24 protein-coding genes are annotated in these 25,392 nt (G+C 62.2%); 11 read left to right on the top strand and 13 right to left on the bottom strand.

Annotated elements, in window-relative coordinates; genetic code table 11:
- The first annotated feature begins 11 nt into the window (after positions 1-11).
- Entirely contained in the window at positions 12-368 is a 357-nt protein-coding gene (locus ACN9MO_RS04345; protein WP_162728058.1) for a diguanylate cyclase domain-containing protein, read from the top strand.
- Between the two features lie 10 nt (positions 369-378).
- Here ACN9MO_RS04345 and ACN9MO_RS04340 read toward each other — a convergent pair whose 3' ends face one another.
- From ACN9MO_RS04340 to ACN9MO_RS04330, 3 genes are all read right to left on the bottom strand, one after another.
- Positions 379-831, bottom strand: a complete 453-nt coding sequence (locus ACN9MO_RS04340; protein WP_112995446.1) for a MarR family transcriptional regulator — start codon at positions 829-831, stop codon at positions 379-381.
- Between the two features lie 89 nt (positions 832-920).
- Complete coding sequence (locus ACN9MO_RS04335) at positions 921-1,199, bottom strand: hypothetical protein (RefSeq protein ID WP_112995445.1); 279 nt, start codon at positions 1,197-1,199, stop codon at positions 921-923.
- A gap of 144 nt (positions 1,200-1,343) precedes the next feature.
- Positions 1,344-1,631 (bottom strand): hypothetical protein, encoded by a 288-nt coding sequence (locus ACN9MO_RS04330; protein ID WP_057252679.1) that lies wholly within the window; start codon positions 1,629-1,631, stop codon positions 1,344-1,346.
- 325 nt (positions 1,632-1,956) lie between these two features.
- On the opposite strand from ACN9MO_RS04330, the gene ACN9MO_RS04325 reads away from it, so the two are divergent.
- Entirely contained in the window at positions 1,957-3,846 is a 1,890-nt protein-coding gene (locus ACN9MO_RS04325; RefSeq protein ID WP_057252683.1) for an ABC-F family ATP-binding cassette domain-containing protein, read from the top strand.
- 19 nt (positions 3,847-3,865) lie between these two features.
- Here the strand turns inward: ACN9MO_RS04325 and ACN9MO_RS04320 are convergent, their stop codons facing one another.
- On the bottom strand, positions 3,866-4,708 hold the full coding sequence (locus tag ACN9MO_RS04320; RefSeq protein ID WP_112995444.1) for a GNAT family N-acetyltransferase: 843 nt from the start codon (positions 4,706-4,708) through the stop codon (positions 3,866-3,868).
- Between the two features lie 226 nt (positions 4,709-4,934).
- Here ACN9MO_RS04320 and ACN9MO_RS04315 point away from each other — a divergent pair, with 226 nt between their 5' ends.
- Positions 4,935-5,861: a Gfo/Idh/MocA family protein gene (locus tag ACN9MO_RS04315; RefSeq protein ID WP_113132283.1), complete on the top strand. Its 927-nt coding sequence runs from the start codon at positions 4,935-4,937 to the stop codon at positions 5,859-5,861.
- A 73-nt stretch (positions 5,862-5,934) separates the two neighbouring features.
- Here ACN9MO_RS04315 and ACN9MO_RS04310 read toward each other — a convergent pair whose 3' ends face one another.
- Both ACN9MO_RS04310 and ACN9MO_RS04305 read right to left on the bottom strand, forming a co-directional pair.
- The gene (locus ACN9MO_RS04310; protein WP_110878166.1) at positions 5,935-6,384 is read right to left on the bottom strand and encodes a DNA polymerase III subunit chi; all 450 of its coding nucleotides are present in this window, start codon (positions 6,382-6,384) and stop codon (positions 5,935-5,937) included.
- A 41-nt stretch (positions 6,385-6,425) separates the two neighbouring features.
- Positions 6,426-7,919, bottom strand: coding sequence for a leucyl aminopeptidase (locus tag ACN9MO_RS04305; protein WP_110878165.1), 1,494 nt, complete (start codon positions 7,917-7,919; stop codon positions 6,426-6,428).
- 415 nt (positions 7,920-8,334) lie between these two features.
- Here ACN9MO_RS04305 and lptF point away from each other — a divergent pair, with 415 nt between their 5' ends.
- The 6 genes from lptF to rsmA all read left to right on the top strand — a co-directional run bounded on the left by lptF (position 8,335) and on the right by rsmA (position 15,926).
- Positions 8,335-9,504: an LPS export ABC transporter permease LptF gene (gene lptF, locus ACN9MO_RS04300; protein ID WP_057252901.1), complete on the top strand. Its 1,170-nt coding sequence runs from the start codon at positions 8,335-8,337 to the stop codon at positions 9,502-9,504.
- Positions 9,501-10,580 (top strand): LPS export ABC transporter permease LptG, encoded by a 1,080-nt coding sequence (lptG, locus tag ACN9MO_RS04295; RefSeq protein WP_110878164.1) that lies wholly within the window; start codon positions 9,501-9,503, stop codon positions 10,578-10,580. The genes lptF and lptG overlap by 4 nt, the downstream gene beginning before the upstream one ends.
- Positions 10,580-12,931, top strand: a complete 2,352-nt coding sequence (locus tag ACN9MO_RS04290) for an LPS-assembly protein LptD (RefSeq protein ID WP_112995442.1) — start codon at positions 10,580-10,582, stop codon at positions 12,929-12,931. The genes lptG and ACN9MO_RS04290 overlap by 1 nt, the downstream gene beginning before the upstream one ends.
- Positions 12,932-13,118: 187 nt before the next feature.
- Positions 13,119-14,057 (top strand): peptidylprolyl isomerase, encoded by a 939-nt coding sequence (locus tag ACN9MO_RS04285; RefSeq protein ID WP_057252696.1) that lies wholly within the window; start codon positions 13,119-13,121, stop codon positions 14,055-14,057.
- Positions 14,058-14,070: 13 nt separating this feature from the next.
- Positions 14,071-15,099 carry a 4-hydroxythreonine-4-phosphate dehydrogenase PdxA gene (gene pdxA, locus ACN9MO_RS04280; RefSeq protein ID WP_057252698.1) on the top strand — a complete coding sequence of 343 codons (1,029 nt, stop codon included), beginning with the start codon at positions 14,071-14,073 and terminating at the stop codon, positions 15,097-15,099.
- Positions 15,099-15,926 carry a 16S rRNA (adenine(1518)-N(6)/adenine(1519)-N(6))-dimethyltransferase RsmA gene (gene rsmA / locus ACN9MO_RS04275; protein WP_057252700.1) on the top strand — a complete coding sequence of 276 codons (828 nt, stop codon included), beginning with the start codon at positions 15,099-15,101 and terminating at the stop codon, positions 15,924-15,926. The genes pdxA and rsmA overlap by 1 nt, the downstream gene beginning before the upstream one ends.
- A 93-nt stretch (positions 15,927-16,019) precedes the next feature.
- Here the strand turns inward: rsmA and gmk are convergent, their stop codons facing one another.
- From gmk to fabD, 7 genes are all read right to left on the bottom strand, one after another.
- The gene (gene gmk, locus ACN9MO_RS04270; RefSeq protein ID WP_057252701.1) at positions 16,020-16,679 is read right to left on the bottom strand and encodes a guanylate kinase; all 660 of its coding nucleotides are present in this window, start codon (positions 16,677-16,679) and stop codon (positions 16,020-16,022) included.
- A 3-nt stretch (positions 16,680-16,682) separates the two neighbouring features.
- Positions 16,683-17,570 (bottom strand): YicC/YloC family endoribonuclease, encoded by an 888-nt coding sequence (locus ACN9MO_RS04265; RefSeq protein ID WP_058329419.1) that lies wholly within the window; start codon positions 17,568-17,570, stop codon positions 16,683-16,685.
- 99 nt (positions 17,571-17,669) lie between these two features.
- Entirely contained in the window at positions 17,670-18,875 is a 1,206-nt protein-coding gene (gene mltG / locus ACN9MO_RS04260) for an endolytic transglycosylase MltG (RefSeq protein ID WP_058320228.1), read from the bottom strand.
- A gap of 549 nt (positions 18,876-19,424) precedes the next feature.
- Positions 19,425-20,690, bottom strand: coding sequence for a beta-ketoacyl-ACP synthase II (gene fabF / locus ACN9MO_RS04255; protein ID WP_112995440.1), 1,266 nt, complete (start codon positions 20,688-20,690; stop codon positions 19,425-19,427).
- A 216-nt stretch (positions 20,691-20,906) separates the two neighbouring features.
- Entirely contained in the window at positions 20,907-21,143 is a 237-nt protein-coding gene (locus ACN9MO_RS04250; protein WP_003531676.1) for an acyl carrier protein, read from the bottom strand.
- 333 nt (positions 21,144-21,476) lie between these two features.
- Positions 21,477-22,214: a 3-oxoacyl-[acyl-carrier-protein] reductase gene (gene fabG, locus ACN9MO_RS04245; protein WP_057252708.1), complete on the bottom strand. Its 738-nt coding sequence runs from the start codon at positions 22,212-22,214 to the stop codon at positions 21,477-21,479.
- Between the two features lie 39 nt (positions 22,215-22,253).
- Positions 22,254-23,198 carry an ACP S-malonyltransferase gene (fabD, locus tag ACN9MO_RS04240; protein ID WP_112995439.1) on the bottom strand — a complete coding sequence of 315 codons (945 nt, stop codon included), beginning with the start codon at positions 23,196-23,198 and terminating at the stop codon, positions 22,254-22,256.
- Positions 23,199-23,555: 357 nt separating this feature from the next.
- Between fabD and ACN9MO_RS04235 the strand changes: the two genes are divergently transcribed.
- On the top strand, positions 23,556-24,599 hold the full coding sequence (locus tag ACN9MO_RS04235; protein WP_112995476.1) for an aldo/keto reductase: 1,044 nt from the start codon (positions 23,556-23,558) through the stop codon (positions 24,597-24,599).
- Between the two features lie 19 nt (positions 24,600-24,618).
- Positions 24,619-25,131: a ClbS/DfsB family four-helix bundle protein gene (locus ACN9MO_RS04230; RefSeq protein ID WP_057252711.1), complete on the top strand. Its 513-nt coding sequence runs from the start codon at positions 24,619-24,621 to the stop codon at positions 25,129-25,131.
- Positions 25,132-25,392: the final 261 nt, after the last annotated feature.

Below are 25,392 nucleotides of genomic sequence, written 5' to 3'. Positions count from 1 at the left end.
GCTTACCAAGCTTGTCGGCGCTGTTTCGCAAGTCGATCAAGAAGAACGACTTCGTCGCCCGCGTGGGTCAGCAGGACTTTGCCTTCGTCTGCCGGGACGTCAGCGTCGAAAACGCCGAAGCCATTGTTCGGCGCCTGTGCCAATCCGTGGAGGAACTGAAGGTCACCCTTCCCGGGCGCGCGCACACCGCCGAGACGCTCTCGCTTGCGGCCGGCATCACCATAGCGCAGCCGGCATCGACGAGCGCCGATCTCCTGACCCAGGCCGAGCTGGCACTGGCCGGCGTGCGCGATGGCGCCGGCATCCTCTCTTATTCGGCGGCACTCGGCCGCGACCGCGGCAGGACCTACGGTCAGAACGCCGCCTGAGTGTCGCGCGTCAGGCGGCGACCGGCTGGCGGTTTTCGTCGATCTCCGTCGCCTTCTCCCGGAGACAGCCAAGCAGGCGAAAGAGTTCGGTGCGCTCGCAATCATCGAGCGCCGAGAACAATTCGTCGATCGTGCGATGACGTGGCTGTAGCGCCGCTTCCAGTGCCAACCGGCCGCGATCGGTGATCGAAATGATCTTCGCGCGGCGATCCTCCGGGTCCGCTTCGCGGACGACCATGCCGTCCCGCTCCAACCCGTCGATCGCTTCGGTGACGGTTCTCGCCGCAAAGCCGAGCGCTGAAGCGATATCCGCGCAGCGACAGGGCCCCAGCGTGCTGAGATAGAACAGGAATTTGCTGCGCGCGAGCGAAACGCCTTCCTCCGACATCGATGTGTTCACCAGGCGATGAACGCACTGATAGAGATCGAAGAGCCGCTCGGCGACTTCGATTTTTTCTGTCATGGCAATGTACCTCATTTGGCAACGCCAAAACGAAACAACCCGGCCCCGCGTGGCGGGACCGGGTTGTTCGGTCAACCGTTTGGCGTGACTTACTGCTTGTTTTCGTCGGCCTGGCCGAGAGCCTTGGCGCCGCTGTCGGCGATCGCGCCGGTTGCCGTCGCATCGACGGATCTGTCTTCGACGCCCGCATAATAGTCGCCGCGGCTGGTCGTGCTCGCGGAGGCACCGGTGCCGGCGGACGCTTCGGCGCGGCCGGTGAAGAGCGGCGTGGAGCTCACACCCTCATAGTAGCTGCCGCCGGCCACAGCGGCCGACGCGCCGCCAAGCATGGCGGCCGCAACGAGGATCGCGGCAATGGACTTCTTCATAGATCGGTTCCTTGGTGGAGATAGACGGTGGGGCTATGCCCCTCCTGGGCGCTTGGGAGGTCGCCTCATAGGATCATGGCAATGATCAATCAAATCCCTTGAAAGAGGGTGCGGGGAGAAACCCGCACCCCTTCTTCGTCGCGGTTAGCGCGAAATACCCTGATAGTATTCACCTTCGCCGCCGATCACGCTCTTCGGCGCAACGCCGTAGTTGACGACCGAGCCGGTCCGGGTGCTGTCAACATAGCCAGCTTCCGAATTGCCGATGGTGAATGAGGTCTTGCCCGTCACCGCAGGCGTGCGCTCGGTGTAGAGCGGCGTCGGGCTGACGCCTTCGTAGTAGCTGCCGCCGGCGAAGGCAGCGGAGGCGCCACCGAGGATAGCGGTTGCAACGAGAGCGGCGGAAAGAGCGGTCTGGATTGCAGTTTTCATGGTCTTCACTCCTGGGAGGCTCGTTCACATGAACGAGGTTTCAGCTAAATTGTCCGTGGCCGGATCGGTCGTCTCTCTAAACGCGGGGCCCTTGCCGATGGCGTTCAGTCGATCGAGGCGGTCAGGAAGAGCGTTCCCCGCCCTTCCGTTATTGAGATGGTCCCTCACGATGAGGATGTGTAGTATCGATTGTCGGAACGCCTTGTTCAAAAATCGATAACAATGACCCCTTGAAATCGCGAACGGTCACAAGAGGGTAGCCAAGGCGGATGCGGTCGAGGCCGCGCCTCTTGCCTTCCCGGCCAAGTCCGGGCAAAAGGCCGCAATGATCCAGATTTCCGGCCTTTCCGCCCGCATCGCGGGCCGTCTCCTCATCGAAAACGCATCCGTGACGCTTCCGGCGGGCACGAAGGCCGGGCTCGTGGGCCGCAACGGTGCCGGCAAGTCGACGCTGTTTCGCATCATCACCGGTGAATTTGCCTCCGAGGCCGGCAGCGTCTCCTTGCCGAAGAACGCCCGCATCGGTCAGGTGGCCCAGGAAGCGCCCGGCACCGAGGAACCGCTGATCGAGATCGTGCTGAAGGCCGACAAGGAACGCTCGGCCCTGATCGCAGAAGCCGAGACCGCAACCGATCCGCACCGCATCGCCGAGATCCAGACCCGGCTTGCCGATATCGGCGCCCACTCGGCCGAAGCGCGGGCCGCGAGCATTCTCGCCGGCCTCGGCTTCGATCACGAAGCGCAATTGCGCCCGGCCTCCTCCTTCTCCGGCGGCTGGCGCATGCGCGTCGCGCTCGCCGGCGTGCTCTTCTCCGAGCCGGACCTGTTGCTGCTCGACGAGCCGACCAACTATCTCGACCTCGAAGGCACGCTCTGGCTTGAGGACTACATTCGCCGCTATCCGCACACGGTCATCATCATCAGCCACGACCGCGATCTGCTGAACACTGCGGTCAACGCCATCGTGCATCTCGACCAGAAGAAGCTTACCTTCTATCGCGGACCCTATGACCAGTTCGAGCGGCAGAAGGCCGAGGCCGACGAGCTGCAGATGAAGGCGAAAGCCAAGAACGATGCGGCGCGCAAGCACCTGCAGAGCTTCATCGACCGCTTCAAGGCCAAGGCCACCAAGGCCCGCCAGGCGCAAAGCCGCGTGAAGGCACTTGAGCGCATGGGCACGATTGCGGCGGTGATCGAGGATCACGTCCAGGGCTTCTCCTTCCCGGACCCGGAGAAGGAAGCCGCCTCGCCGATCATTGCCGTCACCGGCGGTACCGTTGGCTACGAGCCCAGCAAGCCGATCCTCAAGCGGCTGAACCTCAGGATCGATACCGACGACCGCATCGCGCTGCTCGGTTCGAACGGCAACGGCAAGTCGACCTTCGCCAAATTCATCTCCGGCCGACTGGCGCCGGAGGCGGGCGAACTGAAGATCGCGCCGAACCTCAAGGTCGGTTTCTTCGCCCAGCACCAGCTCGACGACCTCATCCCCACGCAGAGCGCCGTCGAGCATGTGCGCCGGCGCATGCCGGACGCCCCCGAAGCCAAGGTGCGTTCGCGCGTGGCGCAGATGGGGCTGGCGACGGAAAAAATGGAAACGCCTGCCAAGGATCTCTCGGGTGGCGAGAAAGCACGGCTGCTGATGGGCCTTGCCGCCTTCGACGCACCGAACCTCCTGATCCTCGACGAGCCGACCAACCACCTCGACATCGACAGCCGCAACGCGCTGATCACCGCCCTCAACGACTATTCCGGCGCTGTCATCCTGATCTCGCACGATCGCCATCTGATCGAGGCAACTGCCGACCGGCTGTGGCTGGTGCGCGACGGAACGGTGACGAGCTACGACGGCGACCTTGAGGATTATCGCAGCCTGATCGTCGGCGGACCCAAGCCCAAGGACGACAAGGCCAAGCCGAACGGAGCCGATGACAGCCTCTCGAAGGCGGACCAGCGCAAGGTGAACGCCGACAAGCGCGCCTCGCTGGCGCCGCTTCGCAAGAAGATCAATGAAATCGAATCCTTGACCGGAAAACTGGAGAAACTGATTCAGGCACTTGATGTGGAACTGGCCAATCCGGTGCTCTACGAAAAGTCGCCTGCGAAAGCCGCCCAGAAAGCCAAGGAACGCTCCGACGCGGCAGTGAAACTCGCTCACGCCGAAGAGCAATGGCTTGAGCTTTCCGCCGAGTATGAAGAGGCAATGGCCGGCTGACAGAAGCCTGCCCGACCGGTCAGCCCAGTTCGAACGTGGTGATGCCGTAGATCCGTGCCAACGGCAGCCCGGGGTCGGGCCCGCGATACATGCGCGCCGTCTCGAACACCGGCCGCAGATTGTAGCGATCGCAAAGCGCCTTGGCCGAGGCGTTCGGTTCGGGGATGTCGAGGTAAATTTCGCTGCCATTGACACCGGCGGCGAGCTTGCGAAAGACCAGATCGGCGCCGGTCTCGGTGTCGGAGAAGAGCGGTCCAATCTTGAACCCGTTTCGGCAAGCCCGGATCGTTCCATAGGCCGCGACTGCGCCGTCGCGCAGCAGCAGGACACTGCGCCGTCCATCGCTCGACTTCAGCCATTCACGAAGGAACGCCTCGCGACGCGCCGGGACGAAGCGGCGGTCATACTCGGTGAGGAGCGACATATGGACCGGGGCGACCTCCAGGAGGTCGGCGCCCGGCGGCTCGATTACGTCGATGACACCGCCGTAGCGGATGTTCGCATGGGCATAGGTGAAGCCGGACCGCCGATAATTCTCCTGCTGTGCGACCACGCCGTCGAGGCCGACGATGCGGTTCCCGGCGACGACCATCGCCTGTTGCCACAGTTGCCGACCGATCCCCTTGCCGCGGTGTTCCGGTCGCGTGATGTAGAAGCCGAGAAAGGCGTAGCTTTCGTTGTATCGCACCAGCGAGATGGCGCCGACCGGCCCGTCCTCTCCATCGGCTATCCAGTAGCCGTCCGGATCGGCCGCCCAGAAGGGGCCGACATCACCGAGCCCGGGATTCCACCCCTCCTCGGCCGCCCACTCGATCATGACGTCGAGTTCGGCGCGGCTGGCACGACGGATTTGCTGCTGCATGGTTCACTCCTCTTGGGCGGTCAGATCGCCCTATCGTCAGCCCGGTTGACGGGACGAAACGGCACGTCCGGTGGTAGAGCTAGCGCGGTGGCGTTCAGAGGGAATGATAATCTGTCGATTTCCCCGACATTGATGCATATGGTGGCGACGGACCGGCGGCGCTTGTCCGCCCTGCGCAATCTGCTACAAGAGCCGACAATAAGTCATACAAATCGAGCGGAACACCATGGCCCCCATCAAAATTGCCGTTGTCGGCGTCGGCAAAATCGTTCGCGACCAGCACCTGCCGGCGATCGCCAAGAACAGCGACTATCACCTGATCGCCGCCGCAAGCCGGCATGGCACGGTCGACGGGATAGACAACTTCAAATCGATCGAGGCGATGCTCGAAGCCGTGCCTGCGATCGAGGCCGTATCGCTCTGCATGCCGCCGCAGTATCGCTACGAGGCCGCCCGCGCAGCACTCGACGCCGGCAAGCATGTGTTCCTGGAAAAGCCTCCGGGCGCCACCCTCAGCGAGGTCGCAGACCTCGAGGCGCTGGCGGCATCGAAGAGGCTGTCGCTGTTTGCGAGCTGGCACTCCCGCTACGCGCCGGCCGTGGAAGCGGCAAAATCCTTCCTGGCGGCAACGACGATCAATGATGTCCAGGTCATCTGGAAGGAAGACGTGCGCCACTGGCACCCGAACCAGGAATGGATCTGGGCGGCGGGTGGCCTCGGCGTCTTCGATCCCGGCATCAACGCGCTTTCCATCGTCACCCACATTCTGCCGCGCCCGCTGTTCGTGACCTCGGCCGTGCTCGAATTCCCCGAGAATCGCGACGCGCCGATTGCTGCCACCATCACCTTCACGGATGGGAAGAAACTGCCGGTTTCCGCCGAATTCGACTGGCGCCAGACCGGCAAGCAAAGCTGGGATATCGTCGCCCGGACGGCGGCGGGCGAGATGGTGCTGTCCGAAGGCGGCGCCAAGCTCGCCGTCGACGGCAAGCTCGTGCATCAGGAGCCGGAACAGGAATACCCAATGCTCTATCGGCGTTTCGCCGAGATCGTCAAAGCCGGACGGTCGGACGTCGATCTCGCGCCGCTGCGTCACGTCGCCGACGCCTTCATGCTCGGCAAGCGCAAGTTCGTCGAAGCGTTCCACGACTGATTTTCCAGACAGGCAGAAACGCAAAGCCCGCGGTATCGGCCGCGGGCTTTGTTCGTCGCAATGCGCTGTAAACTCAGGCCTTCTTTTCCCACCGGCCGTCGCGGTTCTGCTGCCAGTAGGTGAGGTTATGCCCCTCCCCCTTCAGCCGCTTCCAATGGGCGCGCGCGCCTTCAAGCTGATTCTGATCGTAGCCGTCGAACATGAACACGATGCGCTCATAGGTCGAAACATCGGGCGGGCTGGCGCCATCGATGACGAAACGCACCGTCGCCGCATTCGCATTGCCTTCGTCGGCCACCAGCAACACCGGCTGGTCGGCAGCGAAATCGCCGACATCCGTGCCATGCGGCAGGAAGCTCTCGTCGCGATAGACCCAGAGATGCGTGTCCAGCGCGTCGCGCCGCTCGGCGTCGATCGTCTGCACGGCCACCCGCCAGCCGCGCTCGACACTCTTGTCGAGCAACGGCGGCAGCGCGTCTTCGAGCTTCGATTCCGTCAGGTGATAGAACAGGATTTCGGTCATGCCGATTGCTTCCCGCCTTTCGTCACGTCCAGCACGGCGGGTCAGGACTCGTAGCTCGCCCGCACCAGCTCGTCGAGCAGCCGTACGCCGAAGCCAGAGCCCCAGGACTGGTTAACCTCATCCGTCGGCGCGCCCATGGCGGTGCCGGCGATATCGAGATGCGCCCAGGGCGTGTCCTTGACGAAACGCTTCAGGAATTGCGCCGCCGTCACCGCACCGCCGTGACGGCCGCCGGTGTTCTTCATGTCGGCGAACTTGCTGTCGATCATCTTGTCGTATTCCTTGCCGAGCGGCATGCGCCACAGGCGTTCCTGCGTCGCCATGCCGGCGGCAAGGAGCTGCCCGGCCAGACGGTCGTCGTTGGAGAACAGGCCGGCGTGATGGGTCGCAAGCGCAACCATGATGGCGCCGGTCAGCGTCGCAAGGTCGATGATTGCCTGCGGCTTGAAGCGGTCGTTGCAATACCAGAGCGCATCGCAGAGCACGAGACGGCCTTCGGCGTCCGTGTTGATCACTTCGATCGTCTGGCCGGACATCGAGGTTACGATGTCGCCGGGGCGCTGGGCGCTGCCGTCGGGCATGTTTTCCACAAGGCCGATGATGCCGATGGCGTTGACCTTCGCTTCACGCGCGGCCAGCACATGCATGAGGCCGGTGACGGCGGCCGCACCGCCCATGTCGCCCTTCATTTCCTCCATGCCGGCGGCCGGCTTGATCGAGATGCCGCCGCTGTCGAAGACGACGCCCTTGCCGACAAACGCGAGCGGCCGTTCCTTGGCCTTGCCGCCCTTCCACTGCATGATCACGAGGCGCGGCGGTCGGGTAGACCCCTGGGCGACGCCGAGCAGCGCGCCCATGCCGAGCTTTTTCATTTCCTTTTCCGTGAGGATCTCGACCTCGACGCCGAGCTTCTCCAGTTCCTTCGCCTTGGCGGCAAACTCGACCGGCCCCAGTACGTTCGCCGGCTCGTTCACCAGGTCGCGCGCCAGGAACACGCCTTCAGCCACCGCCTCTGCTGTGCCGAAAGCCTTCTTCGCGGCAATGACGGTACCGGTGACGATCGTGACCTTGGTCGGCTTGCCGGAGGACTTGGCGTCGTCATCGGCCTTCTTGGTCTTGTAGCCGTCGAAGCTATAGGCGTTCATCTCCATGCCGAGTGCGAAATCTGCAGCCGCCCTGCCGGTCACGTCGACCCCAGGAGCGTCGACGAATACGGTCACCTTGTCGACTGAGCCGAGTTTCGCCGCAACGGCGCCGCCGGCCTTCAGCCAATCGTGATCCGAAAGCGCATCCGCCTCTCCAAGCCCAAACACAATGATTCGGTCAGCCGGCGAGCCATGCGGCGCAACGATATCGAGGCTGGAGAACACCTTTCCGGTGAACTTCTTCACCTTGGCTGCCTTTGTCACGACGTCTTCCGGATCGGCGACATCCGCGCCGGCCGCGGCTCCGCCGCCCGACGTCTTGAGGAGCACGGCAACGCCGCCGCTCGGCCGGTGGGACTTGGCAAAGGTGAACTCGAACTTCATCGGCATTGAAAAACTCCGGGATATTTCCTGTTTCGGTGCGCAGCCGGAGAATCGAAAGTAGCTTCCGAGAGCCGGGCGCCAGGGCAAGGTGATCTGGCCGCGACGCATCTGGATGACACGGCGAGGCTTATGGCGATCCGCCCTGTTACCGGGCGGTTACAGTGGAAAATATTCGCAACATTCGCCACCGTCAAAGCTGTGGCCGGCACCCTTCTCGCTTTTCAACCGCTTGGCAAGATGCCCCTGGATGTTTACATGCGGTTAACCGAGGTTCTTCGCCTTAAATTATCCCTGTTGCTTCACAGTTTGAGCGACACGAAATAGCGGGTAAGAACCGGGCTTCGGTTTGGACCCGGGCAATGCCCGGTCCGACGCCGCCGCCGGACAGAAACATGAGCAGGATTTTGGACCGGACACGGGCATGAAGCTGATCGAACGCTACATCTTCCGGCGTGCCTTGGTCATGTTCCTCGCGACACTCCTGCCATTGCTCGGCATTGTGTGGACAACGCAGGCGCTTGCCAACGTCAACCTGGTCACCGACAGCGGCCAGTCGGTTCTGGCCTTCGCCAAACTGGCAACCCTCATCCTGCCTTCGGTCATCCCGATCATCCTGCCCTTCGCACTGGTCATCGGCGTCACCCAGACCCTGACCACGATGAACACCGATTCGGAACTGACCGTGCTCAACGCCGCTGGCAGTTCGCGCATGGCCATCATCCGGCCGGTCATCTATCTGGCGGCGGCCCTGAGCGTCCTGTCCTTCGCGGTCGACAACTTCGTCGAGCCCTATTCGCGCGTTTCGGTACGCAAGATGCTGGCGACGGCCAACGCCGACCTTCTGTCGTCGGTCGTTCAGGAGAATTCGTTCCGCAAGGTTGCCGACGGGCTCTACGTTCAGGTCGGAGCGCGGCGCAGCGGCGGCGTGTTGCAGGGCATCTTCGTTGCCGATTCGCGCAATCCCGCCTTCGAGCTCGTCTATTACGCCCGCGAAGGCGCGGTGGATGAAAAGAGCTCCGCGCTGGTGATGAAGGACGGCGAGGTGCAACGCAAACTGCCCGACGGCAGCGTCTCGATCATCAAGTTCGATTCCTATGCCTTCGACCTCGCCGACATGACCAAGACCACGCGCGAGGCGACGATCCGGGCGAAGGACCGCGACCTGGCCGGGCTTCTCAATCCCGATCCGGACGATCAGGTCTACAAGAACAATCCGCTTGCCTTCACAGCCGAGATCAACCGCCGCCTGACGGAGTGGACCTTTCCGCTGCTCTTCGGCCTGATCGCACTGGTATTCAGCAGCGATGCGCGCTCTCATCGGGAAGCACGCGTCCATCCAATGGTGAGCGCGCTCGGAACGGCGCTGCTCATCCGCTGGATGACCTTCTATGCCGGCAACAGCGCCGAGGATTCCATCTGGTTCGTGCCGCTGATGTATATCGTGCCGCTCGCAGCCGGCGGGCTCTGCATTCACCAGCTGGTGAGCAACAAACGTCTGGATATCCCGATGACCGGGCAGGAAAAGCTGCAGGATCTCCTGGTTCGCCTGCGCCTGGTGCGGCGTGACGCCGAGGGAGGGCAGCCGTCATGATGGGCACGCTCGGACGCTATTTCTTCATCCGCTATGTGATCACCACTTTCTGGTTCCTCGTCGGTATCTTCTCGCTGATCTTCATCATCGACTTCAGCGAGCAGGCGAGCCGCCTGGCGAACCTGCCGCACTATTCGATCACCGGCGCTCTGCTGATGACCGCCCTCCGCATCCCGCTGATCCTGCAGCAGACGATTCCGTTTGTGGCACTGTTTTCGGCAATGGCCGCGCTGATCTCCCTCAACCGGCGCTACGAACTGGTCGTGACCCGCGCCGCCGGTATTTCCGTCTGGCAGTTCCTGCGCCCCTTCGTCCTTGGCGCCTTCCTCTTCGGCGTGCTCGCTGTCGTTGCGCTCAACCCACTGGCGGCCTGGGGAACGAAGCGTGGGGAGGCATTGCTGGCGGAATGGGGCGCCTCGCGATCCTCGGATTCCGGATCGATTCCGTGGCTGCGACAGATCTACAACGGTACCGATACAATCATCGGCGCGCGCTCGGTCCAGGACAATGGCACGACGCTCCTCAACGTCACCGTTATCCACTTCGATCCACAGGGAACGATCATTCTGAGACAGGATGCGACGTCCGCGAAACTCGAAGATGGTTACTGGCTTCTTAACGAAGTAACTGAAACGCGCAACGGGCAGCTGCCGCGGCGTTTGAAAACAGCACAACTCAGCACCAATCTGAAAGCCGAGTTTGTTCAGGAACGTCTTGCAAAGGCTGATTCCATTCAGTTTTTTGACCTTCCGGCAAAGATCGAGGTGGCTCGCTCCTTCGGTTTTTCAACCAATGGCATGGAAACCCAATTTCACTCGATGCTCTCGCTGCCGCTCCTTCTCGTCGCCATGACGCTGATAGCCGCCTGCGTGTCGCTCAAGTTTAGCCGGTTCAACCAATCTAGCTCCGTAATTCTCGGTGGCATCCTTTCAGGCTTCGTGCTTTATGTCGTCACCGTGCTTGTCAAAGCATTCGGGAGCAGCGGCATTGTGCCTCCTTTCGTTGCAGCCTGGTTGCCAGTTGTTGTAGCGATGGCGCTGGGCTCGACGATTCTTTTAAATCAGGAGGATGGCTAGTGGCGGTAGTGAACCGCAAACGCATGACGCTGATCAACGCTACCCTGCTTGCAGGCGTGGCGCTGCAGACACTTGCCATGGGAATGAGTGCGCCTGCGATGGCGCAGCAGACTTCGGACCGCCTCGATTCGCTGCGGCCGAACATGCCAGAAGACGTCAAGCTGCTTCTGTCCGCCAATGAGCTCGTCTACAACAAGGACGCCGAGAAGGTGATCGTGCGCGGCAACGTGCAGATCGACTACGGCGGCTATAAGATGGTGGCCCGTCAGGTCGAATACGACCAGAAGAATGGCCGCATCTATGCATCCGGGGAAGTCCAGTTCGTCGAGCCGGGCGGCAATGTCGTCTACGCCGACAAGATGGACGTCACCGACGATTTCGGCGACGGTTTCCTTGAGCAGATGCGAATCGAAACCACCGATCTGACCCGTCTTGCCGCAACGAGCGGCGAGCGCCGGAACGGTGAAGAGTTCATCCTGAATGAGGCCGTCTACACGGCCTGCACGCCCTGCTCGACCAAGCCGGAGCATCGCTCGCTGTGGCATATCAAGGCGCAACGCGTCGTTCAGAACGGTCGCACGCGGACGATTCGCCTCGAGAATGCCCGCTTCGAACTCTTCGGCAAGCCGATCGCCTATATTCCGGTCATGGAGCTGCCCGACCATACGGTCAAGCGTAAGAGCGGCTTCCTGTTCCCGACGTTCCGCTCGGCCCAGAAGCTCGGCGTCGGCGTCGGCGTCCCCTACTATTGGGCGATCTCGCCCTATATGGATGCAACGGCAACCGTGACGGGCCTGACCCGGCAAGGCTTCCTGCTGGAGGGCGAGTTCCGTCAGCGGTTCCACAACGGCTTCCATACGCTGAACGTTGCCGGCATCAGCCAGCTCGACAAGAGCAAGTTCACGCCGGGCACGGTCGACGCGATGAAGACCAATCGCGGCATGATCGCGTCGAGGGCTGAATTCGAGATCAACCCGCGCTGGACGTTCGGCTGGAACGTCCTCGTCCAGTCGGATGCCAACTTCGCCAAGACCTACGAACTGTCGAACTTCGATAACACGACCTATGTCAACCAGGCCTATCTGACTGGCCTCGGCAAGCGAAACTTCTTCGATCTGCGCGCCTTCTACTTCGACATTCAGGACGCGGACCCGAATAGCATCAATGAAAACCAGCAACCCGTTACGCAGGTCCTTGACTACTCCTACAAGGCGCCAAAGCCCGTGCTGGGCGGCGAGCTTTCGGCAACCGTCAACTTCACGAACGTCAAACGAAACCGGCTGGACCTCGAAACCGTCCCCGGTGTCGTCAATCGTTTCCGAGGCCTTGAGGGCACGACCCACCGCCTGACCGGCGAGCTTGAATGGAAGCGCATGTTCATCGCTCCCGGCGGTCTCGTCGTCACGCCGCTCCTTGCGGCGCGCGGCGATGCCCTCGGCCTCAACATGGACGCGCCGGGACCGCTCTACACCGGCGACTACGACACCAGCGACGCGGCGACGCGGCACATGTTGACCGCCGGTCTCGAAGCCCGTTACCCGATCCTGTTCGTCGGCGAAAACAGCAGCCATGTGCTTGAGCCGATCGCTCAGCTCTACGCACGCCCTGACGAACAGGACGCCGGTGGCCTGCCGAACGAAGACGCCCAGAGCTTTGTGTTCGATGCGACCAACCTTTTCGACCGCGACAAGTTCTCTGGCTTCGACCGGGTCGAAGGTGGTACGCGCGCCAACGTCGGCTTCCGCTATACCGGTACCTTCGACAGTGGCTACGGCCTGCGCAGCATCGTCGGCCAATCCTTCCATCTCGGAGGCCTGAACTCCTTCGCAACCGACGACCTGGTGAAGGCCGGCGCGAATTCCGGTCTGGAAACCAAGCGCTCGGACTATGTCGCGATGTTCGGCATCGACGCACCGTCCGGCCTGATGGCGAGCCTCTCGGGCCGCCTCGACGAAAAGGATCTGGCACTGCGCCGTGCCGATGCGACCGTCGGGTATCTCGGCACGACGTGGCAGGCGGCGATGACCTATACACGCATCGAAGCGCAGCCGCTTTACGGCTCGCAGGTGAACCAGGACGAAATCCAGACGGCGGCCGCCTACAAGTTCCATGACTACTGGTCGGTCTTTGGTGCCATCACTTACGACATCAACCAGGACGTCATCACGCGCAACGGCTTCGGCATCACCTACGACGATCAGGACACCCTGTTCTCGCTTGTCTACAAGCAGGAACGCGATACCGGCAGCACGCTGGCGAACGATTGGTCGATCGGCGCCAGAATCAGCTTCCGTACGCTCGGTGACGTGAATGTCGGCGACACCAAGTTCGAAGAGCTGGATTACTATTAAGATCATTGAAACGAGGGGGCGGAACGCGAAGTTCGCCCCCTCGCGCAATTTTGGGCTGCTCAAACGGTCTTGTCATCGTTTGGCCGCATGTATTATGCATTTCCTCCGACAAGATAAGGCAACGGCGCAAAGCCGGTAGGCGGACAAGGCCCGACGGCGGTGATCGTCCGGCAAACAGGAAAAGGTAATGGGCGGGAAAATGTCGATCTTGAGGACGCTTTCGGTATTGGCTGTGGCCGGAGCCCTGAGCATCGCGGCATGTGCCGGTGCGCAGGCTGCAAGCCAGGTCAAGGTAACGGTCAACAACACCGTGATCACCTCGGGCGATATTGCCAAGCGGGTTGCATTCCTGCGTCTTCAGCGCCAGAAGGGCGGCCCCGAGGAAGCGAAGAAGCAACTGGTGGACGAGGTCCTGAAGCGCGCCGAAATCGTTCGCATCGGACAATCCGTCAGCACGCAGGACGTCGATGCCGCCTATGCCCGTTTTGCTGCGGGCAACAAGCTTTCGGCGGAACAGCTCGGCAAGATCCTCGACCAGGCCGGTGTCGGCGCCGATCACTTCAAGCAATTCATCGCCGTACAGATGAGCTGGCCCCGCGCGGTCAACTTCCGCTATGGCAATTCGAGCCGCCTCCAGGGCGCCGATCTCGTCAAACGGATGATGGAAGGCGGCGGCAACAAGCCGGTGACCACCGAATACTTCCTGCAGCAGGTGATCTTCGTCATTCCCGAGAAGAAGCGCGGCGCCATCACGGCAAAGCGGCAGGCCGAGGCGAACGCCTCCCGTTCACAGTTCCCGGGCTGCGAGACGTCGAAGACCTTTGCCGCCAACTATCGCGACGTTTCGATCCGCAGTCTCGGCCGGATGCTTGCCCAGCAGCTGCCGGACGAGTGGAAGCCGTTGGTCGAGAAGGCCGGGGAGAACGGCACGACCGGAACCCGCGTGACCGAAAAGGGCGTCGAGTACCTGGCAATCTGCAAGAAGCGTGAAGTCAACGACGACACGGCCGCAGAAATCGTCTTCCGTGCCGAGGACATCGGCAAGAAGAAGGCCGGCGGGGAAGATCCGAACAGCGAAAAATACCTCGAGGAACTGCGCAAGAAAGCGCAGATCGTCAACAAGTAAGCACAACGGCAACATGCGCGAACCAACCGGCGGACCACTCGCCCTGACCATGGGCGACCCGGCCGGTATCGGGCCGGACATCAGCCTTTCGGCCTGGCTTGGCCGCCGCGAACACGCGACGGCACCCTTCCTGTTCATCGGGGATCCTTCGGTGCTTGCCGCGCGTGCGGCGACGCTTGGCTATTTGGTTCCCCTTCGGGAGACGGATTGTGCCGGCGCCATGTCCGCGTTCGATGCGGCGCTGCCGGTGCTGCCGCTTGCCTGCCCTCACCCGGTCACTGCAGGCGATCCCGACACTGCCAATGCCAGCGCCGTCATCGGCGCGATCGACACGGCAGTACGGCTCGTGACCGCCGGCGAAGCCTCCGCGGTCGTGACCAACCCGATCGCCAAGGCAGTCCTTTACGATGCCGGCTTCCGCTTTCCGGGCCATACCGAGTACCTGGCGGATCTCGCCGAGAAAGCAACGGGGCAACCTGTTCTGCCTGTCATGATGCTTGCCGGGCCGAAGCTGCGCGCCGTCCCCGTCACGATCCACATCCCGCTGAAGGATGTGCCGCACCAGCTGACGCCGGATCTCATCTATCGCACCTGCGTGATAACGGCGGCGGATCTGCGCAACCGCTTCGGGCTTGAGCGCCCGCGCCTCGCGATCGCCGGACTGAATCCACACGCCGGCGAAAACGGCGCGCTCGGCCTTGAGGATGACGCGATCATCCGCCCCGTCATCGACCGGCTGCGCGCTGAAGGCATCGATGCCGTGGGGCCGCTGCCCGCGGATACCATGTTCCACGATCGGGCGCGCGCGACCTACGACGTTGCGATCTGCATGTACCACGATCAGGCGCTGATCCCGGCAAAGGCGCTCGGCTTCGACGACAGCGTCAACGTCACGCTCGGCCTTCCCTTCATCCGCACATCGCCCGACCACGGTACTGCCTTCAGTCTGGCCGGCAAGGGCGTTGCCCGCGACGACAGCTTGAGAGCTGCGCTCGACCTTGCCGCAACGCTCGCGGCCAATATGCCAGGAGATACCCGCTGATGGCCGCGCTCGACGGTCTCCCCCCCTTGCGCGACGTGATCCAGCGCCACGGCCTCGACGCCAAGAAGGCGCTCGGCCAGAATTTCCTGCTCGACCTCAACCTGACACAGAAGATCGCGCGGACTGCCGGTTCGCTCGAAGGCGTGACGGTCATCGAGGTCGGCCCTGGTCCCGGTGGCCTGACGCGCGCCATCCTGGCTCTCGGCGCCAAGAAGGTCATCGCGATCGAACGCGACTCCCGCTGCCTGCCGGCGCTTGCCGAAATCGGCGCGCATTATCCCGGCCGGTTGCAGGTGATCGAAGGCGACGCCCTGAAGACGCGGTTCGAGACGCTTGCCGACGGCGGGCCGGTCAAGATCATCGCCAACCTGCCTTACAATGTCGGCACGCAATTGCTGGTCAACTGGCTGCTGCCCGAACGCTGGCCGCCTTTCTGGCAATCGCTGACGCTGATGTTCCAGCGTGAAGTGGGCCTCAGGATCGTCGCCGAGGCGGATGACGATCACTACGGGCGCCTCGGTGTGCTCTGCGGCTGGCGTACAGAGGCACGGATGGCCTTCGACGTGCCGCCGCAAGCTTTCACGCCGCCACCCAAGGTGACGTCATCGGTGGTCCATCTGGAGCCCGTGGAAAATCCGATCCCCTGCTCCGTTTCATCTCTGGAGAAGGTAACGCACGCTGCCTTCGGCCAACGCCGCAAAATGTTGCGGCAAAGCCTGAAGCCGCTTGGCGGCGAGGCCCTGTTGGCAAAGGTCGATATCGACCCGCAGCGACGGGCCGAGACGCTTTCGGTGGAAGAGTTCTGCCGGTTGGCAAACTGCCTCTAAGCGAGAGACCAATCGCGACCGGTCAGCCGCCAGTCGGGCGAGATATGGCGCGATTCGAAAATGGCTCCCGAAGGAGCCATACTTTTGCAGTTGTCAGAACGGGTTCTCCGTCAGGAGCCCGTTGACGAAGTCAAACAGACCCGGGCGCCGGTCGCGGCGCAGACGCTCCGCCTCGACAATCGCCCGCACCGCAGAAAACGCGCGGTCGAGGTCGTCGTTGAGGACGATGTAGTCGTATTCCCGCCAGTGCTCGATCTCGGCGCGCGAATTGGCAAGCCGCGTGGCAATCACCTCTTCGCTGTCCTCCGCCCGGCGATGCAGGCGTGACTGCAGCTCGGCCATCGACGGCGGCAGAATGAAGATCGACACGACGTCGCCGGCCATCTTTTCCTGAAGCTGCTGAGCGCCCTGCCAATCGATGTCGAAGAGCATGTCGCGGCCGGCGGCCATCGCCGCTTCGACGGCGTCGCGCGGCGTTCCGTAGAAGTTGCCGTGCACCTCGGCCCATTCGAGCAGCGAGTCGGTTGCCCTGAGCGCCTCGAATTCACGGATCGTCTTGAAATGATAATGCCGTCCGTCGATTTCGCTCGGGCGGCGCTGGCGCGTCGTCACGCTGACGGAAATGCTCATCTCCGGATCAGCTTCCAGGAGGTTGCGCGCGATCGTCGATTTTCCAGCACCGGACGGCGAGGAAATGACGAGCATCAGCCCACGACGGGCAATCTTGATGGGCGAAGGGGTCGCCGGGGTCATGCTTTACTCCAGATTCTGGACCTGTTCGCGGAACTGGTCGATGACGACCTTGAGTTCGATGCCGGCGGCCGATACGGCGGCCGCATTCGACTTGGAACAGATCGTATTCGATTCTCGGTTAAATTCCTGTGCCAGGAAGTCGAGCTTGCGGCCAACGGGACCGCCCTTCGACAACAGATCGCGCGCCGCAACGATGTGCGAGCCGAGCCGGTCGATTTCTTCCCGAAGATCCGCCTTGGTGGCAAGCAGCGCCACTTCGGCGTAGAGGCGTTCCCGGTCGAGCGAAGAGCCATTGTCCATGACCAGGGCCACCTGCTGCGCGAGCCGATCGGCGATCGCCGCGGCGCTGCGCGATGGATCAGCCTCTACCGTCGCCGTGAGTGTCTCTATGCCTTCAACCTGCGCCAGCAGGATCTGACAGAGCGCGGCTCCCTCGTCTTCGCGCATGACGCGGAGATCGGAAAGCGCCAGCCTCAGTCCTTCGAGGATGTCCATATCAAGCGCAGCGCGTTCCTCTTCACTTTCTTCCGGTTCGCGAAAATCGACAATGCCGCGGATGGAAAGCAACGTGTCGAACTTCAGCGGCGCCGGGTCGACGAGATCACCGAGTTGTTCGCGCAGGTTCAAGACCGCCGTCAGCGCACCCTGATTGACCACTGCCTCGACGGTCGCTTCCGCGCCGCTGACGGAAAGTCCGATCTGGAGATTGCCGCGCGAAAAATAATCGGCCGCGAGCCTGCGCACTTCGGGCTCGAAGCGCTCGAGCCCCTGCGGCAGGCGTAACCTGAGATCAAGACCCTTGCCGTTGACGGAGCGCAGTTCCCAGGCCCAACGGCGGCGGCCACTGCTGCCTTCCCTCCGGGCAAAGCCGGTCATCGATTGGAGCGGCATCGTCACCTCCGTTGTGTTTCAGCAGAAGCAATAAGTCGACGGCGCGGCATCCCGCAAGGGATATCCGCGCCGTGATCTATCCGTCCACAATGCAGGCGTTTATTGCGGCTGCGCTGCTGTCGCTGCCGGTTCGGCCGTTCCAGCGTCGGCGGCCGCCTTTGCGGCTTCCGCAGCCTTCTCGGCTTCCACCTTGCGCCAACGCCTTACATTCGCGTTGTGTTCGTCCAGGGTCTCGGCAAAGACATGGCCGCCCGTACCGTCGGCCACGAAGTAGAGCTCCGGCGTGCGCGAAGGATTGGCGACCGCCTCCAGCGCTGCACGGCCCGGATTGGCGATCGGCGTCGGCGGCAGCCCCTTGATGATATAGGTGTTGTAGGGCGTCTGCTTGTCGATGTCGGACTTCAGGATCGGTCGGTCCGCCGGCTTTCCGTCACCGCCGAAAATGCCATAGATGATCGTCGGGTCGGACTGCAGCCGCATGCCCTTGTCGAGCCGGTTGATGAAGACGGAGGCGACCCGTGGCCGTTCGTCGGCGCGGCCGGTTTCCTTCTCCACGATCGAAGCCAGCGTGACGAGTTCCTCGACCGTCGAGACCGGCAGGTTCGGATCACGCTTCTCCCAGATCTGATCGACCAGAACCTTCTGGGCGGCAACCATCTGCTGAACGATCTCGCCGCGCTTGGTACCGCGTGTGAACTTGTAGGTATCGGGCATCAGCGAACCTTCCGGCGGAAGCTCGGTCGGCAGATTGCCAACCAGGACCGGATCGTCGGAAAGCTTGTGGAACATCTGCTTGACGGTCAGACCTTCGGGCAGAGAAACCGAATAGAGGATCGACTTGCCCGACTTCAGAAGCTGCATCACGTCCTGCATCGATGAGCCGGCCTTGATCTCGTATTCGCCGGCCTTCAGCGTCTCGTTGTCGAGATAGGCCTCCGAGACGAAACGGAAGACGCGCGCATCGGTGATGATGTTGCTGCGCTCGAGACCGCTGGCGATCTCGCTCATGCCGGCGCCGCCCCTGACGATGAAGTTCTGGTTTGCCTGCAGCGGACCCGGCTTCTCGTACTGATGCATGGCATAGTAGACCGTGCCGGCCGCAGCAAGCGCCGCGAAGACGATGATGGTCATCACGAAATTCAGGAAAATCACCACCTGGCTGCGAGCCTTGCGCGACCGCTTCGGGGGCTGTGGCACTTTTTCCGGGCGCAGTGCCTCGTTTGCCGATTTCGGAATGATCGGCCCGTTGCTCGCGTTTTCATTGCGGCCGAATTGCGCCGCGCCGTTATCGTTTGAGTCGCTCACGATTATCCCGAACCCGAAATTCGCAGCCTCATTCTCTTTCCTGCCCTGGTGCGAATTTCGGACTGGACCATGGCAGGCTTAAGTCATTTTCATAAACGGCGCCGACCTTGCGGGCGGCATTCCGCAGTCTTCAACACAATAGAGCTGCGGCGCGGTGCATTGGCACCCAAGAACCACAGAAATGTGTCGGTTCACCGTCCATTCAAGAGAACGCGACGGGGACCTGACACTTTACAGAACCGCACGTCTTATAGGACGCGTTAAGGTCGCTGTAACACTCTAAATGGCTGCCTGCTTCATCCTTAAACCGGACAGGAGACATGCAGTCGTTCGGAACGCGCCGCCTTCGGTTATCCCTGGGCGAACGACATGTTCCCGGCAATAGCTAAATGGCAAACTGACAGATATGCCTTGCGCGAACATAGCGGTCGGCAACGCCGCCGCGATGGCGGCGCATCCTCCCAAAACATGCTTGTAGCGAGCAATGCGGCAAAAGCAGGATCATCGGACCGACTTGTTGGATCGATCCGATGATTGGCAGGGGCCTGATCAGGCGCCCGTGTAGCGGCGCAGGACCAGAGAGGCGTTCGTGCCGCCGAAGCCGAAGGAGTTCGACAGCGCCACGTTGATCTCGCGCTTGCGTGCGACGTGCGGCACGAGGTCGATCTTGGTTTCCACGGACGGATTGTCGAGGTTGAGCGTCGGCGGCGCAATGTTGTCGCGAATCGCGAGCACCGAAAAGATCGCTTCGACAGCACCGGCAGCGCCAAGCAGGTGACCGATCGCCGACTTGGTCGAGGACATGGAGATCTTCGACGCATGCTCGCCGACCAGGCGCTCGACCGCGCCGAGCTCGATCGTGTCCGCCATGGTCGAGGTGCCGTGGGCGTTGATGTAGTCGATATCGGCCGCCGTCAGGCCGGCACGCTTCAGCGCCATCTGCATGCAGCGATAGGCGCCGTCGCCATCTTCCGACGGCGCGGTGATGTGGAAGGCATCGCCGGAAAGGCCGTAACCGACCACTTCCGCATAGATCTTCGCGCCGCGCGCCTTGGCGTGCTCGAGCTCTTCGAGGATGACGACGCCGGCGCCCTCGCCCATGACGAAGCCGTCACGATCGACATCGTAGGGGCGCGATGCCTTCTGCGGGTCGTCATTGTGCTGGGTGGACAGCGCCTTACAGGCGGCAAAGCCCGCGAGCGAGATCCGGCAGATCGGCGATTCAGCACCGCCGGCGACCATGACGTCGGCATCGCCGAGCGCGATCAGACGGCTCGCGTCACCGATCGCGTGCGCGCCGGTCGAGCAGGCGGTCACGACCGAGTGGTTCGGGCCGCGCAGCTTGTGGCGGATCGACACCTGGCCCGAGGCGAGGTTGATCAGACGGCCGGGAATGAAGAACGGCGAAATGCGGCGGGGGCCCTTGTCGCGCAGCGTATAGCCGCCTTCGACGATGCCTTCGAGACCGCCAATGCCCGATCCGATCAGCACGCCGGTCGCGATCTGGTCCTCGTCGGTCTCCGGCTTCCAGCCGGCGTCGGCAAGCGCCATGTCGGCGGCCGCCATCGCGTAGACGATGAACGGATCGACCTTGCGCTGCTCCTTCGGCTCCATCCAGTCGTCGGCGTTGAAGGTTGCGTCGGTGCCGTCACCGAAGGGAATGCGGCAGGCGATCTTGGCAGGAAGGTCCTCGACCTCGAATTCGGTTACCTTGCGTGCAGCATTCTGCCCGGCAAGAAGGCGCGCCCACGTCGCCTCAGTTCCGCAACCCAAGGGAGATACCATGCCGGTACCGGTGATAACGACACGTCTCATAGTCCGCAACCCACCCTGACTTTTCAATTTCAGAGCCGGATCGGACCACGTGTGACGAACTCGATCCGGGCATCCATTTTAAGGTTCTCATTCACGATCAGAGGGAAAAGCGGAGAACGCTTGCTGATCGGCACCCGCGCTTGCGGGACAGCCCACTTCCCTGGGCTGAAACGGGCCGCTTTCGGCGGCCCGTCTGCGGCCGTAGCCGCTCAGATATTAGGCCTGAGCCTTTTCGATGAACTTGACGGCGTCGCCGACAGTCAGGATCGAGTCAGCAGCGTCGTCCGGGATTTCAACGCCGAATTCTTCTTCGAAAGCCATGACCAGTTCGACGGTGTCGAGCGAGTCCGCGCCGAGGTCATCGATGAAGCTTGCGCCTTCGCTGACCTTTTCGGCGTCGACGCCAAGATGATCAATAACAATTTTCTTTACGCGTTCTGCGATATCGCTCATGTCGGAGTTCCTCGACCTTCGTTTCTGTAGGCGCCTATTCCGGCACCGGTACTCTTATGTAAGCCTGATAGACCAAGACGGCCTACCCGGCAATCCATCCAACCGGAACTGCGGCAAACCCAGGGCAGCCAAGGCTGCCGGACACCTGGCGGGACCGGTCGACTGCTAACAGTCATGGCCCGATTAACACGGTTTAAGTCTGCCGCAAAGTCCGAAAATGCCTGACATTCGCTTGCTCAACATTGAATTTCAGGCATTTGGCAGGCGGTGTCCCGGGACGTTGAATATCACCCGTCGCACAATCTCGACGGGCGGCACATCCCGGAAACCGGATCAGATCATGGCCATGCCGCCATTGACGTGAATCGTCTGGCCGGTGACGTAGCCAGCCTCGTTCGACGCGAGATAGACGACGGCCGACGCAATCTCCGCGCCGGTGCCCATGCGCTTCATCGGGATCGCGCCCATGATCGCGTCCTTCTGCTTGTCGTTGAGCTTGCCGGTCATCGCACTTTCGATGAAGCCCGGAGCAACGCAATTGACGGTGACGTTGCGCGTCGCGATCTCCTGAGCCAGCGACTTGGAGAAGCCAATCATGCCGGCCTTGGAGGCACAGTAGTTGGCCTGACCGGGATTGCCGGTGACACCGACGATCGAGGTGATGTTGACGATGCGGCCGAAACGGCGGCGCATCATCGGGTGGGTCAGCTCGCGCGTCAGGCGGAAGACGGCGGTCAGGTTCACCTCGAGAACGGCATCCCAGTCCTCGTCGCTCATGCGCACGAAGAGGCCATCCTTGGTGATGCCGGCGTTGTTGACGAGAATATCGACGCCGCCAAGCTCGGCCTCAGCCTTTTCGCCGAGCGCCTTGACTTCGGCGCGGTCGGAAAGGTTCGCCGGGAAGAGCTGCACGCGATCACCGAGTTCATTGGCGAGCGCTTCCAGCTTTTCGACGCGCGTGCCGTGCAGGCCGACGATCGCGCCCTGCGCGTGCAGCATGCGGGCGATTTCTTCGCCGATACCACCGGATGCACCGGTGACGAGAGCCTTGCGGCCGGAAAGATCGAACATCTGATTGATTCCTTGTAACTGGTGCGCTTGTTCGACGGCTTACGCGAGCAGTGCTGCAAGAGCCGTGTCGATATCGGCAGGCGTATTGACGGCGATACCGTTGACAGTCTTGTCGATCCGGCGGGCAAGCCCGGTCAGGACCTTGCCGGAACCGAGTTCATAAAGCGTCGTGACATTGTTGGCGGCAAACCATTCGACCGTCTCGCGCCAGCGGACCTGGCCGGTGACCTGCTCGACGAGCAATCGGGCGATTTCGTCGGCATCGCTGACCGGTGCGGCGAGCACGTTGGCGACCACGGGTACGACGGGATTGTGCTTCTCGACCTTGGCGAGAGCCTCGCGCATGGCGTCGGCGGCCGGCGCCATCAGGCTCGAATGGAAGGGTGCGGAGACCGGCAGCATCAATGCGCGCTTCGCTCCCTTTTCGGATGCCAATGCGGCAGCCTTCTCGACGGCAGACTTCTCTCCGGAAATGACCAGCTGGCCGCCGCCATTGTCGTTGGCGATCTGGCAGGAGCCGAGTGCCGAAGCCTCGCGGCAGACGGCTTCGACATCGGCATGCTCCAACCCGATGATCGCGGCCATCGCACCCTTGCCGACCGGTACGGCCGCCTGCATCGCGTTGCCGCGAATGCGCAAGAGACGCGCCGTGTCGGCGATCGAGAAGGTGCCGGCAGCACAGAGCGCCGAATATTCGCCCAGCGAATGGCCGGCGACAAAGGAGACCTTCGACTTGATGTCGAGTCCCCTGGCTTCGAGCACCCGGATGACGGCCATCGATACGGCCATCAGCGCCGGCTGCGCGTTCGCGGTCAGCGTCAGCGTCTCCTCGGGGCCGTTCCACATGATCTCGGACAGCTTCTCTCCGAGCGCCTCGTCAACCTCGGCGAAGACGGCAGCGGCTTCCGGAAAAGCGTCCGCCAGATCCTTGCCCATGCCGACAGCCTGGCTGCCCTGGCCTGGAAACGTGAATGCAATGCTCATGGGATAGTCCCTTCCCTAGATCACTATGATTTTGGGTCGAATCGACACAAAATCATAGTGATCGGTTCTTATGAGTTAGAGCGGGACGCGGGCGGATAACCGCACACGCTTTTTCTTGCCCCGCTCTGGTTTCCTCTCCATTCACATTCCTGAACGGCGAGTCAAGCGCGCAAGGCCCGCCGAACCGAGCCGCAGCCGCCTTTTGCCCTTGATCTTCACCAATCAAGGCGTAAGTTTGCCGCCCGAAGTCGACCTGCCTTCAACACTCCCAAGGGCGAAGGCTATCACTCCATTTCCGGCGCGCGCCCCCCTTGTCCCACGGGGCCGATGCACGTCTTTCACAAGGATCTCCATTCAATGCGTTACAACACGCTTGGCCGCACCGACATCAGGGTCTCGGAAATCTGCCTGGGCACCATGACTTGGGGCTCGCAGAATTCCGTCGCCGAAGCGCATGAACAACTGGACCACGCCTTCGACAAGGGCGTGAATTTCATCGATACGGCAGAACTCTACCCGACGACGCCGCTCTCGTCCGAGACCTACGGCGATACCGAGCGCTTCATCGGCGAGTGGCTGGCAAAGCGCGGCCGCCGCGACGACGTCGTGCTCGCGACCAAGGTCGCCGGCCCCGGCCGGCCCTATATTCGCAATGGCGGTCCTACCACGCCGGAAGGCATCGAACAGGCAATCGACGCCAGCCTTCGACGTTTGAAGACCGACTACGTCGATCTCTACCAGATCCATTGGCCGAACCGCGGTCACTACCATTTCCGCAATGCCTGGTCCTACGACCCGGCCAAGCAGGACAAGGCGCATGTCGCCGGCGATCTCAGGGCGATCCTCGACAAGCTCGGCGATCTCGTGAAGGCCGGCAAGGTCCGCGCCATCGGTCTCTCCAACGAAACGGCCTGGGGAACGATGAAGTTCATCGACATGGCCGAACGATACGGCCTGCCGCGGGTCGCCTCGGTGCAGAACGAATACAATCTGCTTTACCGCGCCTATGATCTCGACCTTTCCGAGCTATCGCATCACGAGGACGTGGGCCTGCTTGCCTATTCGCCGCTCGCAGCCGGACTGCTCAGCGGCAAGTATTTGGACGGCGCCAAGCCGACGGGCTCCCGCCTCTCGATCAACGGCGACCTCGGCGGCCGCTTCACCCCGCACCAGGAGCCGGCGGTTGCCGGTTATGTGCAGCTTGCACGCGAGCACGGCCTCGATCCCGCTCAGATGGCAATCGCCTTCTGCCTGACGCGGCCGTTCATGGCGTCCGTCATCATCGGCGCGACATCGATGGAACAGCTGAAGACCAATCTTGGCGCCGTCGACCTCACCCTGTCGCAGGACGTCGTGAATGGCATTCGGCGGCTGCACCGTCTCTACCCCATGCCGATCTAAAGGCGAGAATCGATCGCCGATGGCCGTGCCTCAGACAAAAGCGGAGTTGCTCAAGGCGATCGACGTCCAGTTCGCCAAGCTGATGCGCGAACTGGAACAGGTCTCCGACGACCAATTTCGCGAGCCTTCGCTCGAAGGGCACGCCAAGGGCACCACGATGAGCGTCGGCGATCTCGTCGCCTACCTCATCGGCTGGGGCGAACTCGTCACCAAGTGGATCGACCGCGATCAGCGCGGCGAACCGGTCGACTTCCCCGAGACCGGATATAAATGGAACGAGCTCGGCAGGCTCGCACAGAAGTTCTATGCCGATTTCCGGGCTCTTTCGCCGACGGAGCTCATCGCCCGCCTGAGACGCAGCAAGGAAACGCTGGAAGCGCTGATCAAGGCGCGGGACGACCAGGCGCTCTACGGGAAGCCGTGGTACGGCAAATGGACGCTTGGTCGCATGATTCAGTTCAACACATCCTCTCCCTACGCCAATGCCTCAGGGCGTTTGCGCAAGTGGAAGAAGGTCAAAGCGCTGGCCTAGATATCTAAAAGATGCGCCAAGCCTTGCCTTCCGTGGAAAAATGCGTATAAGCGCGCTGTTCGAAATGCCCGGTCTTCTGGCTGGTGGCTGAACGGAGGGCCGGCTTCCTCGAGGGGAGCCGTTAGGATTGCAAGTCTTTCCGGCCTCCCGTGTCTCCGCTCTCGACCGTCTCGATACAACACTTTCTTGCCGGCTCCCTGTCAGCCACTAAGAACAGTCGTTGAGGCTTAGCCGCCGAGGTCCGGGCTGATTAACGCAAGA

Source organism: Ensifer sp. R-19 (genome assembly GCF_049905105.1).
Taxonomy (GTDB): Bacteria; Pseudomonadota; Alphaproteobacteria; order Rhizobiales; family Rhizobiaceae; genus Ensifer.
The sequence above is the reverse complement of the archived record's forward strand: the minus strand, read 5'-3'. Positions and strand labels throughout refer to the sequence as shown.